This is a genomic window from Hymenobacter volaticus (assembly GCF_022921055.1).
Lineage (GTDB): Bacteria > Bacteroidota > Bacteroidia > Cytophagales > Hymenobacteraceae > Hymenobacter > Hymenobacter volaticus.
Genome location: NZ_CP095061.1, coordinates 5,219,058 through 5,231,382 on the forward strand (window position 1 = coordinate 5,219,058; position 12,325 = coordinate 5,231,382).

At 55.4% G+C, this 12,325-nt stretch carries 5 protein-coding genes and 2 pseudogenes; all 7 read left to right on the forward strand.

The window, feature by feature from the left end:
• Nucleotides 1-116: 116 nt before the first annotated feature.
• The 7 genes and pseudogenes from MUN86_RS22840 to MUN86_RS22875 all read left to right on the forward strand — a co-directional run bounded on the left by MUN86_RS22840 (nucleotide 117) and on the right by MUN86_RS22875 (nucleotide 12,322).
• A pseudogene (locus tag MUN86_RS22840) lies at nucleotides 117-3,148 on the forward strand (M16 family metallopeptidase).
• A gap of 683 nt (nucleotides 3,149-3,831) precedes the next feature.
• Nucleotides 3,832-7,254 (forward strand): DUF4175 family protein, encoded by a 3,423-nt coding sequence (locus MUN86_RS22845; RefSeq protein ID WP_245120266.1) that lies wholly within the window; start codon nucleotides 3,832-3,834, stop codon nucleotides 7,252-7,254.
• A 42-nt stretch (nucleotides 7,255-7,296) separates the two neighbouring features.
• Nucleotides 7,297-7,755: an ATP-binding protein gene (locus tag MUN86_RS22850; protein ID WP_245120267.1), complete on the forward strand. Its 459-nt coding sequence runs from the start codon at nucleotides 7,297-7,299 to the stop codon at nucleotides 7,753-7,755.
• Nucleotides 7,752-8,243, forward strand: a complete 492-nt coding sequence (gene ybeY / locus MUN86_RS22855) for an rRNA maturation RNase YbeY (protein ID WP_245120268.1) — start codon at nucleotides 7,752-7,754, stop codon at nucleotides 8,241-8,243. The genes MUN86_RS22850 and ybeY overlap by 4 nt, the downstream gene beginning before the upstream one ends.
• 264 nt (nucleotides 8,244-8,507) lie before the next feature.
• Nucleotides 8,508-9,236, forward strand: a complete 729-nt coding sequence (locus MUN86_RS22860) for a GNAT family N-acetyltransferase (RefSeq protein WP_245120269.1) — start codon at nucleotides 8,508-8,510, stop codon at nucleotides 9,234-9,236.
• A 304-nt stretch (nucleotides 9,237-9,540) separates the two neighbouring features.
• Nucleotides 9,541-11,339 (forward strand): annotated as a pseudogene (gene mnmG, locus MUN86_RS32500) (tRNA uridine-5-carboxymethylaminomethyl(34) synthesis enzyme MnmG); the annotation flags it as partial.
• A 59-nt stretch (nucleotides 11,340-11,398) separates the two neighbouring features.
• The gene (locus MUN86_RS22875; RefSeq protein WP_245120271.1) at nucleotides 11,399-12,322 is read left to right on the forward strand and encodes a class I SAM-dependent methyltransferase; all 924 of its coding nucleotides are present in this window, start codon (nucleotides 11,399-11,401) and stop codon (nucleotides 12,320-12,322) included.
• The last annotated feature ends 3 nt before the right edge of the window (nucleotides 12,323-12,325 follow it).

The window sequence follows — 12,325 nt, forward strand, 5'->3', positions numbered from 1 at the left end:
AGTGAGAAAGATAGACTTAAGCTGCTTTGCGCGCCGTGCGTCTTTTTGGATTTGGGTGCGTCTATCTAGCTCTTAACTTCACGATTACGTTTTCATTTTTCTTTTAGTAATACCATATGATCTTGAAATCTATTTGGCTGCTTGGCCTTGGGATTGCCTTAGCGCTGCCGCCCGCCACGGCTCAACAGAAACCAGCAGCCAAACCTACTGCTACCACTACCGGCGGCACGCGCCTGGTTGAGAAAGTGATTCGCAAAGGCACCGAACTAGTAATTCCGTACGAAAAGTACGTGCTGTCCAACGGCCTGACCCTGCTCATTCACGAAGACCATTCCGACCCGCTGGCCCACGTTGATGTGACGTACCACGTAGGTTCGGCACGTGAGCAGATCGGCAAATCGGGGTTTGCTCACTTCTTCGAGCACATGATGTTTCAGGGTTCCGACCACGTAGGCGACGAGCAGCACTTCAAGATTGTATCCTCGGCGGGCGGCACGCTCAACGGCACCACCAACCGCGACCGGACCAACTATTTCGAGACTATTCCGAACAACCAAGTCGAAACGGCGCTCTGGCTAGAAGCCGACCGCATGGGCTTTTTGCTAGATGCCGTAACGCAACAAAAGTTTGAGGTACAGCGCTCCACCGTGAAAAACGAACGGGGCCAGAACTATGATAACCGCCCGTACGGTCTCGCCGGCGAGAACATCGCCAAAACGCTTTACCCGTACGGTCACCCCTACAGCTGGCTCACCATTGGTTACCTCGAAGACCTAGACCGGTCGGACGTTAATGACCTGAAAAACTTCTTTCTGCGCTGGTACGGTCCCAACAATGCTACTATCACGGTGGGTGGCGACGTGAAGCCAGCCGAAGTGGTGAAAATGGTAGAGAAATACTTCGGGCCCATCAACCGGGGGCCAGCCGTGCAGAACATGAAGCTGCCCGAACCGGTGCTGACGGCTGACCGCTACGTGAGCTACGAAGACAATGTGCGCTTTCCGATGCTGCAAATGGTGTTTCCCACCGTGCCGCAGTACCACCCCGACGAAGTGGCTATTGACGCCCTGGCTGAAATCATAGGCGGTGGTAAAACGTCGTTGCTCTACAAGAACCTCATCAAGACGCAGAAGGCGGTGCAGGCGCAGGCCTACCACCCCACCTCGGAGCTAGCCGGCGAATTCACCATCACTAGCTTGAGCTTACCAGGCAAAGGGCTCGACAGCATGGAAGTGCTGGTGCGCCGCACCCTGGCCGAGTTCGAGCGCAACGGCGTTACCGACGACGATGTAGCCCGCTTCAAAGCCAGCCGCGAAACCGACCTCATCAATGGCCTGAGCAGCGTAAGCGGAAAAGTAAGCCAATTGGCTTCGTTCCAAACCTTTACGGGCAACCCAAACCGGCTACCACAGGAACTGCAAAAACTGCGCGCCCTCACGAAAGCCGACGTGCTGCGCGTCTACAACAAGTATGTGAAAGGTAAGCACGCCGTAGTACTGAGCGTAGTGCCCAAGGGCTCTGGCAACTTAGTAGCCAAAGCCAACAACTTCACGCCTAGCAAAGAAGGCTACCAAGCCCCGAAAGACGACTATTCGGGTTTGAAATACGCCAAGGCTACGGATAGCTTCGATAGGAGCAAGCAGCCCAAGAGCGGCACGAATCCGGTGGTGCAAGTACCTGCTGTGTGGCGCGAAGACTTCGAGAACGGCCTGCGGGTAATGGGCAACCGTAACACCGAAATTCCGACCGTAACGATGTTGCTGACATTGCGCGGCGGCCACCGCCTAGAGCAAGCCAACCCCAACAAAGCCGGCGTAGCAGCCCTTACGGCCGCCATGCTCAACGAAGGCACGCAGAGATACACCGGCGAGCAGTTCTCCGCCGCCCTCGACCGCCTCGGCAGTATCATCCAGGTATACGGTGGCGACGACAATACGCAGATAGTCGTAAGCAGCCTCACCAAAAACTTGCCTGCCACGCTGACCCTGCTAGAGGAAGTGCTACTGCACCCACGTTTCGATCAAGCTGATTTCGATAGGGTGAAAAAGCAGACGCTGGAAGGAATTGCCAACCAGAACACGCAGCCCGTAGTCATTGCCAACAAAACCTATTCACGCCTGCTCTACGGCCCCACCGACATCATGAGCGTGCCGGTGTCGGGCACGACTACCACGGTGCAGAGCATCACGCTCGACGACGTAAAGCAGTTCTACGCCCAGAACTACGCGCCCAATGTGAGCTACCTCACGCTGGTAGGCGACGTGGACCAGAAGACGGTGGTGCCGCGCATGGCCTTCCTCAAGTCGTGGAGCCGCAAGAACGTGACGCTGCCCGCCGGCCAGCCGGCCTCGCAGCCCGACAAGACGCGCATCTACTTTGTAAACAAAGACAAGGCCGCGCAGTCGGAAATCCGGGTGGGCTACCTAACCAACTTGCCCTACGATGCCACCGGCGACTACTACCGTGCTTACCTGGCTAACTACATCTTGGGGGTGCCTTCAACTCGCGCATCAATCTGAACTTGCGCGAAGACAAAGGCTACACCTACGGTGCCCGTTCTGGCTTCCAGAGTTCCCGCTACGTGGGTCCGTTCACGGCACAAGCCGGCGTCCGGGCCGATGCCACGGCACCCTCGGTGAAGGAGTTCATGAGCGAAATCAAGAACTACCGCAACGGCGCCACCGACGAAGAACTGCAGTTCCTTCAAGCGTCGGTAGGCCAGCAAGATGCGCTTCGCTATGAAACCGGCCAGCAGAAAGCGGCCTTCTTGGGCCGCCTGCTCGAGTACGATCTGCCCAACGACTATGTGCGGCAGCAAAGCGAAATCTTGAAGAACCTGAAGCGCGAAGACCTGCAAGCCAGCGCCCAGAAGTACCTGCCCGCCGACAACATGTACATTGTGGTAGTCGGCGACCGGGCCAAGGCTTTCCCTGGCTTAACTGAGCTAGGCTACGAAGTGGTAGAACTCGACTTGGAAGGCAAAACGGTAACGGCTCCGGCCGCTGCGGCAACAGCCCCCGCCGCAACTCCGGCGCCCGAGGCGGCTACTGCTGAGAAGATGAAAATGGTGACCAAGGACGCCAAAGGCAAAAAAGAGAAGCGCAAGCAGAAAACCAACGAGGATGGTACTGCTGGCAAAGGCAAATAACTGCTACTAGCTACTTCTCAAGCAAGCAAAAGCCCGGTTCGGAAACGAGCCGGGTTTTTTGTTTCGAGAAACGTATAAGCCACGCACTTCTCCTCCTTTCTCGTTTGTCTAGTGCTACATTAGATTTATAAGAGCATCTGGTTATCCCATCTGCTAAGCCTGGCCAAGTCTCTCGAATGCTGACAGTAAATTGGAACTGTCATGCTGAGCTTGTCGAAGCATCTCGCTCGAATCGTTGGATTGGCTCTACAACGTCAGCACGCGAGATACTTCGGCTTCGCTGCACTACGCTCAGTATGACGGTTTGCGTGGCAATGACTTCGAGCGAGATGCTTCGTTATATTACGCTTAGCGTAGCGGTCTGATTATATTGATAACGCCAGACACTTCGACTTCGCTCAGCAGGACAAATGCTTTAGTAACTTGACTTAGACAATTTGATGCTTTTGTAGATGGATAATGTATTGAGTTAAATAAGCCTTTAAAATTTCGTATTACTCGTAACAAGAACCTTTAAGTACTTAGCAGCTAGCTTGATTTAGTGCCTGAACTCCATTAGCTGAAGCGTGTTGTACACTCACCGGAACCGGCCGGGGGCAAACCCGGTTCTATCGGCGGGGGCATGCAGCCTGTACGCTTATTCTGTATCTTTCCCAGGCTGTAAATGGCCTTTGGATTATAGTATGCCTGTGTCGCAAGAATCAACTTCTACCTCCACGGCTTTGCGGGAAGTGCTGGCCCGCCTCGAAGCCTTTAAGCGCAAGTTTTACCTGTCTCTACTGGTGCGCGGTGCGCTGGTGGCCGGGGCCTTGCTGCTCAGTTTGTTTCTGGTACTGAATACGCTCGAATATTTCCTCTACCTGCCCACGTGGGTACGCGGTGGCTTGTTGTTCGGCTTTTTAGGACTGGCTATCTACGCTTTCATGCGCTGGATTTGGCAGCCGCTAGCAGCTCTCACCAACCTGCGCCGCCTGCTCTCCGACGAGCAAGCGGCGTTGCGCGTAGGTGAGATTTTTCCTGACATTCAAGACAAGCTGCTGAACGCGCTGCAACTGCAAGACAAAGCCCAAGGCAATGCCCTGATTGCGGCCAGCTTAGAGCAACGCGCAGGTCAACTGGCTGGTTTTCGGTTCGAGGAAGGCATCGATATTCAGAAGCAAACCAAACCGCTCTGGAAATACGTGGCTATTCCGGCGGCCGCTATTATGCTGGTGCTGCTGGTGTATCCGGCCTTATTTGTGCAGGGTACCGAACGGCTACTGAACTACCGCCAGAAGTACGCGCCCCCGGCGCCGTTTGCGTTTGTGGTGGAAAACAAAGACCTCACAGCTTTCCAAGGCGAAGATTTCAAGCTGGATGTGCGCGTGGAAGGGGAGGTACTGCCCAACGAAATCAGCATTGTGTATGGAGGCCGCGAGCGGCGCCTTACCAAAGAGCAAGGCAACCACTTCACCTACCAGTTTCAGCAGCTCCAGCGCGACGTGCAGTTCCAGCTTAGCGCTGCCAACGTCGTATCCAACGACTACGATCTGACTTTGCGCCAGCGCCCCAATCTGCGCGACTTCTCGGTGCAAGTGACGTACCCTGCCTACATCGGCAAGCCCGCCGAAACCATCCGCAACACCGGCAACCTCACAGTGCCGGAGGGCAGCACCGTTCGTTGGCAGTTTGCCACCCAGGCAACCGACCAGCTGCAACTGCTTTTCAAAGGCCCTGACGAAACCGTAACGGCTCAGGCGGCCGGCGAAGATTTTACGGCCTCGCGCAAAGTAATGCGCACCCAGAATTACGCGGTGCGTCTGCAAAATCCAGCCAGCCTCAATCGCGACCCTATCGAGTACCAGCTCACCGCCATTCCCGACCAGATTCCGGAAATCACCTTGGAGAGCTTCTCCGATACCACCTCCCTGCGCTACCTTGCGCTCGGTGGGTCGGTGCGCGACGACTACGGCCTTTCGCGCTTGCAGCTGCACTACCGCATCACCAGTAAGGGTCGGCCTAATGCTGCGTTTCAAGCTCGGGCGCTGCCCTTGACCGGCAATACGGCTCAAACCTATGCTTACCAGTGGGATTTGCGCCCACTCAAAATGCAGCCCGGCGACCGGCTCGAATACTTCGTGCAAGTGTGGGACAACGACGGCGTGCACGGCCCCAAGTCGGCTAAGACGCGGGCGGCGGAGTTCCGCTTGCCAAGCCGCCAGGAGTTGCGCGAGCAGCTGAATTCGCAGTCGGAGTCGGTGCAGAGCCAGCTTAGCAAATCGGCCGAGCAAAGCAAGAAGCTGGAGCGTGAACTGGCCAAGAGCCAGGATAAGCTTAAGACCAAGCGCGACCTGAACTTCCAGGACCGCAAGCAGCTCCAGGATATGCTCGAGCAGAAGCAGCAGATGGATCAGCAGATGGCGGATATGAAGAAAATGTTCGACGAGCTAACCCAGAAGCAAGACGAGCTAGACCCGAAGAGCCAGGAGCTGGCCGAGAAAGCCAAGGAGTTGCAAAAGTTGATGGAAAGCCTGCTCGACCCGGAAACCAAGAAGCTGTACGAGGAGCTGCAAAAACTGCTGGAAAAGCAGCAGGACATGACACAGCCCGACATGCAGAAGCTGATGCAACAGCTCGAAAACAAGGAAAACACCTTGCAGAAAGAGCTAGAGCGGGCCCTCGAAATGTTCAAGCAGTTGCAGTTCGAGCAGAAGCAGGAGGAAACCCTGGATAAGCTGCAAGAACTAGCCAAAGAGCAAGAAAAGCTGGCCGAGGAAACGCAGAAAAACGACAAGGAAAACGCCGACAACAAAGAGAGCAAACAGCAGCAACAGCAGAAGCAAGAAGACCTAAAGCAGCAGCAGCAGCAAAACCAGCAACAGTTCGACGAGCTGAAGAAAGACCTGCAAGACCTGAAGAAAATGGACGACCAGCTCGGCAACGAGAACGAGGCCGACGAGATGAAGCAGGACCAGCAACAAGTCGACGAGCAGATGGAAGAAAGTGAGCAGCAGCTCTCGAAAAACCAGAACAAGAAAGCCAGTCAGAGCCAGCAGCAAGCCGCCAAAGGCATGAAGCAGATGGCCCAGAAGATGCAGAATCAGATGAGCGAGGAAGAGCAGGATCAGCAGCAGGAAAACATCGACGACCTGCGCGACATCCTCGAAAACTTGATAAAGCTCAGCTTCGACCAGGAAGGTCTCGCCAAAGATTTCCGTAAAGTTGACCAGTCTGACCCGCGGTTTGTGCAGCTTGGCCAGCAGCAGCGTAAGCTCAAAGACGACGCCCGTGTGGTGCAAGATTCATTGTATTCGTTGGCCAAGCGTGCTTTCCCGATTCAAAGCTTCGTAACCCGCGAGGTAGGAGAGATGAACGGCCGCATGGACGAGTCATTGGAGCAAATACGGCAGCGCAATGTGAGCCGCGCCACCGCCAGCCAGCAGCAGGCCATGACCAGCATGAACAACCTAGCCCTGATGCTCAACTCGGCGCTGCAACAGATGCAGCAAGAGCAGCGCGAGAGCATGAGCCAGCAGCAGTCCGGCGACGGCAAACCTGGCAAGAGCAAAAAGAAAGGCAAGCAGTCGGGCGACGGCCAATCGGGCCGTATGGGCAAGATGCAGGAGCAGCTCAACCAGCAGATTCAGCAGTTGCAGCAGAGCGGCAAACAAGGCCGCGCGCTTAGCGAAGACTTGGCGAAGTTGGCAGCGCAACAGCAGATGCTACGCCAGGCGCTGCAAGAGTTGGAAAAGCAACAAAAAGGCGGCAAACCCGGCCAGAAAGACGGCAAAGGGGACCAAGCAGGCGGCGGTACCGGTGAATTGAAAAAAATGATGGAACAAACCGAAACCGACCTCGTAAACAAACGGCTAACGGAGCAGACGGTCATGCGCCAGCGTCAAATTCTGACTCGCTTGCTCGAAGCCGAGAAATCGGCGCGGGAGCGGGACCAGGATGATAAGCGTGAGGCACAAACCGCCCGTACGCTTCCGCCCGTATTTCCACCTGCCTTCGAGCAGTACAAACGTCAGAAAGACCGCCAAACTGAGCTTCTTCGCACCGTGCCCACTACCCTCACGCCTTATTATCAGCGGGAAGTCAGCGAATATTTTCAGAAAATGAAATAGCGTTCCACTAAGTTTGCGCCCCGCCGTTCCTCACCATTCCCTATGAAGCAGGTTAAAATTCAGATTCCCTCGCTTGTCGAGAACATTCGTGTCGTGGAAAGTTTCATCGATAACTCGAAGGATACCTTTCATATCGAAGACGATATTTATGGTAATATCATGGTAGCAGTGACGGAAGCCGTGAACAACGCTATCCGCCATGGTAACAAGTTCGACAAGGACAAAAATGTGTACCTGTCGTTGTACGTTGATACCGACCGTGTGAAATTCGAGGTGGAAGATGAAGGGCAAGGCTTCGACTACACCAACCTAATAGACCCCACGGCTCCCGAGAACCTCGAGAACCCCGGCGGCCGCGGCATCTTCCTGATTCGCCACCTAGCCGACGAAGTGGAGTTCACCAGAGATGGCCGCAACGTGCAGCTCACGTTTATGCTTTCCGCCCCTTCCGAAGCAGCCAATGCGGAAGAGGACACTACTTCCAGCAATTATCAGGCATGATCCAGCACCCGCCCGGTACCGAACACGAAATGAACAGCGGCTTACCCCAAGATTCGCACGAGTCGCATGGCATCGAGTTTCTGGTAGAAGATGTGCCATTTGAGCTAGCCGATGCGGAAGCGTTAGGTTCGTGGATTGAGCGGGTGATAGACGTGCACGAATACGAGTTGGTGCAGCTCACGTACATCTTCTGTTCCGACGAGTATTTGCACCGCGTGAACATGGAGTACCTCGACCATGACACGTACACCGATGTTATCACCTTCGACAATGCGGATGATGCCGACATCATCGAAGGCGACATTTTCATTTCGGTGGAGCGGGTCCGCGAGAATGCGCAACAACTCGGTGTTCCCTTTATTGATGAGTTGCACCGCGTTATGATTCATGGCGTGTTGCACTTATTAGGCTACGCTGATAAAGACTTGATCAGCCAGACAGCAATGCGAGCAAAAGAAGACTATTGCTTGTCGTTGCGCGCGTTCTAAACAAGTTGCATTCTGCTTTCTAAAGCTTACATAATCTGAAACGCCCGCCTAAACGCGGGCGTTTTTTGTATAATTTAGGATATGCGAAAAGAGCAAAAAGTCATGCTGAGCTTGTCGAAGCATCTCGCGTGCTGACACTAGATTACTATTGCAACATCAGTACGCGAGATGCTTCGACAAGCTTAGCATGACGTTCCAAGTATTAGAAGGCCCACTGCCTTTAGTTGACCTCGCACACATAAAAAGCTCAAAGTAGTTACCTGCATGTCCGCTACTCCTTTCCAAATGCCCGTTATCAGGGGCGAAGCGTTGGACTATTATCTGAGCCAGGGATATTACCGGATGCATCAAGACCTGTTCACGTGTCGCTTTTTGCCCATCGACGGCGGGTTCTATACGGTGCATTGGCTACGGCTGGTGCTAGCCGACGTGCAATATGGCCCGGAGCAGCGCCGGCTGCTGCGCCTCAATGAGCGATTCTCGGTGCGGTTTCGGCCGTTTCAGCTCACCGACGAGCTAGAGGCCCTTTACGCCGTGTACCGCCAGTCCATCACCTTCGATGCCCCCTACACAGTCGAAGAGTTTCTGCTGGCCGGTTCAACCCACAACATCTTCACCACTGAAGTAATCGAAATCCGGGACGGAGAGCAGCTGATTGCGGCTGGTGTATTCGACAATGGAACCCGGAGTTTAGCTGGCATTATGAATTTCTACGACCCTGGCTACCGTCGGCACAGCTTGGGCAAGTACTTGATGCTGCTCAAAATTAACCACGCCATTCGCCTCCAAAAAACCTATTACTACCCCGGCTACCTCGTCTACAATTACCCGAAATTCGACTACAAGCTGTTTCCCTGTGTAGCCGCAACCGAAGTATTCGACTGCCACAACAGTCAGTGGCTGCCATTTTCGTGGGAGGCGGTGGCTTCTCAGTCAGCTGGTTTGCTAGCCGAGTGGCAAGAAGAGTACTTCGACGAAGATATGGATGAGTAACAGTTCGGGCCATACAAAAGAGCAGCGGAGTACTTATCTTTGCGCACGTTCTGAGCGGGTTGCGTCTGAACTTTCGACGATTTGCAGGGAAACGCCCGCCTTGTTGCGGGCGTTTCGCATTGTAAACCCAAGCTTCGGTTTGGGAAGTCGTTGTGGACGTTGAACGACCTACGCAGCAACTGGTGTTATCCCCAATACACTTATGTCTCGCCAAGCCAGAACTTGGCGCCCTACCATGTTTCAGCAAGAAGAATACGACGTTATTGTAGTAGGAGCGGGCCACGCCGGCTGTGAGGCCGCGGCGGCAGCTGCCAACTTGGGCTCCAAAGTCCTGCTCGTAACGATGAACATGAACACCATCGCGCAGATGTCGTGCAACCCGGCCATGGGCGGTGTGGCCAAGGGCCAGATTGTGCGCGAGGTAGACGCTCTCGGCGGCCAGTCAGGCATCATCACCGACAAGACGATGATTCAGTTTCGAATGCTGAACCGCTCGAAAGGCCCCGCCATGTGGAGCCCCCGGGCGCAGTCGGACCGGATGCGTTTTGCCGAGGAGTGGCGCAACACGCTGGAGCAAACGCTGAACGTGGATTTCTGGCAAGAAGCCGTGACCGGCTTGCTAGTGGAAAACGACACCGTAGTGGGCGTGAAAACGCAACTCGGTATCGAGTTCCGCAGCAAAGCCGTGGTGCTTACCAACGGCACCTTCCTCAACGGCCTGATTCATATCGGCGAGAAAAGCTTTGGCGGTGGCCGCGCCGCCGAAAAAGGCAGCACTGGCATCACCGAGCAACTTAAGGAGCTAGGCTTCGAGGCAGGCCGCATGAAAACCGGTACCCCGCCCCGCGTAGACGGTCGCAGCCTCGACTATTCAAAAATGGAGGAGCAGCCCGGCGACGAGGTACCGAGCAAATTCAGCTACCTGCCCACGCCGCCGCTGGCTAAGCAGCGCCCGTGCTACATCACCTACACTAACGCCGAGGTGCACGAAATCCTGCGCGAAGGCTTCGAAAAGTCGCCGATGTTCCAGGGCCGCATCAAAGGCTTGGGGCCGCGCTATTGTCCGTCGGTGGAAGACAAAATCAACCGCTTCGCCGACAAGGACCGCCATCAGATTTTTGTGGAGCCCGAAGGTTGGAGCACGGTGGAAGTGTATGTAAACGGTTTTTCGAGCAGCTTGCCGGAGGACGTGCAATACCGCGCCCTCCGCAAAATTGTGGGCTTCGAAAACGCCAAGATGTTCCGCCCCGGCTACGCCATCGAGTACGACTTCTTCCCCCGACGCAGCTCAACCTCACGCTGGAAACCAAGCAGGTGCGCAACCTCTACTTCGCGGGTCAGATCAACGGCACGACGGGCTACGAGGAAGCAGCTTGCCAGGGCCTGATGGCTGGCATCAACGCCCACAACCGCGTGCACGGCCGAGAGCCTTTCATCTTGAAGCGGAGCGAAGCCTACATTGGCGTGCTCATCGACGACCTTGTGAACAAAGGCACCGATGAGCCTTACCGTATGTTCACGAGCCGCGCCGAGCACCGCATCTTGCTGCGCCAAGACAACGCCGACCTGCGCCTGACGCCACTAGGGTACGCCCTCGGACTGGCCTCGGAGGAGCGGATGGAATTGGTGCGCGCGAAAGAACGCCAGACCACAGAAGTAGTAGATACGCTGAAAAGCTTTGCCATCGAGCCCGCTGAAATCAACGGGCTGCTGACGGAACTAGGTTCGGCTACTATCACCGAGAAAACACGTGCCATCAACTTGCTGCGCCGCCCCAACATCGAGCTAGCTACTCTGACGGGTGTGCTGCCCGGTTTGACGCTGGCACTGGCTCCCTACGGCCCCGAGGCTCTGGAGCAGGCGGTGATTCTGGTGAAGTACGAAACCTACATCGAAAAGGAAAACCAGCAAGCTATTCGGGCCGCCGAGCTAGAGAATTTCGTCATTCAAGGCCGCCTCGACTACAAAGCCATGCCCGCTCTGTCGCACGAAGCCCGCGAGAAGCTGTTGCGCGTGCAGCCCGAAACTATTGGCCAAGCGGCGCGCATTAGCGGCGTTTCACCCGCCGACATTTCCGTGCTGATGGTGTACCTTGGCCGATAATTGATTACAAATTCCAAATCCTGAAAGGGTAGGTGGAAAGCCAACTATCCGTTCAGGATTTGGAATTTGCGATTTACAATTCCCGAAAAGTGGTTTACGAACGGTTAGAGAAGTGCCCGGTTTGCGGAAAGTCAGCGTTTCGCAACAAGCTGGTAGTGGAAGACAAGTCAGTCAGCAAGGAAAGCTTCGCCATTCAGCAGTGCGAAGCGTGCACCTTTCAGTTCACCAATCCTCGACCTGATGCCGCCCACATCGGCCGCTACTACGAGTCCGACGACTACGTGTCGCACAACAGCGGGGCGGCCGGCGTTATCAACCAGGCTTACAAAGTCGCGCGGTTTTTCACGATGCGCCGCAAGGTGGCCATGCTCAACAAGCTGGCGCCGCGCAAGGGCCGGCTGTTTGACTATGGTTGCGGCACGGGGCACTTTTTGGCTGCGGCTAAAAGCAACGGCTGGCAAATAGCGGGGTGGGAGCCCAACGCCCGCGCTCGGGAAGAAGCCTCCGAGCGCGCCGGCCAACCCATCGGTACCGAAAGCCTGACTTCATTCGAGCGCGGAAGCTTCGATGCCATTACGCTTTGGCACGTTCTCGAACACGTGCACGAGCTAAACGAAACCTTGCAACAACTCATTAGTTTGCTGAAGCCCGATGGTGTGCTGCTGATTGCGGTACCCAACGTGGACAGCCTCGATGCGCAGCACTACCGCCAAGATTGGGCCGCCTACGATGTGCCGCGGCACCTCTACCATTTCAGCGAGAAAACCATGACGCAGCTGCTCAAGAAGCACAAGCTCACGGTGCTTGAAACGCTGCCGCTGTCGCTGGATGCCTACTACGTGAGCATGCTCAGTGAAAAGCACCGCGCCGAACGCGGTGGCGGACTGGTGTCGGTACTGAAGGCGGGATACAAGTCCAACCAATACGCAGCGCAACACGAGGGCCAATACTCCAGCCTGATTTACGTAGCCGCCAAACGCTGATTG

Excerpts from the sequence above, each read along its gene's own strand:
- MUN86_RS22845 (WP_245120266.1), top strand. The coding sequence starts at position 3,832 with ATGCCTGTGTCGCAAGAATCAACTTCTACCTCCACGGCTTTGCGGGAA.
- MUN86_RS22850 (WP_245120267.1), top strand. The coding sequence starts at position 7,297 with ATGAAGCAGGTTAAAATTCAGATTCCCTCGCTTGTCGAGAACATTCGT.
- ybeY (WP_245120268.1), top strand. The coding sequence starts at position 7,752 with ATGATCCAGCACCCGCCCGGTACCGAACACGAAATGAACAGCGGCTTA.
- MUN86_RS22860 (WP_245120269.1), top strand. The coding sequence starts at position 8,508 with ATGTCCGCTACTCCTTTCCAAATGCCCGTTATCAGGGGCGAAGCGTTG.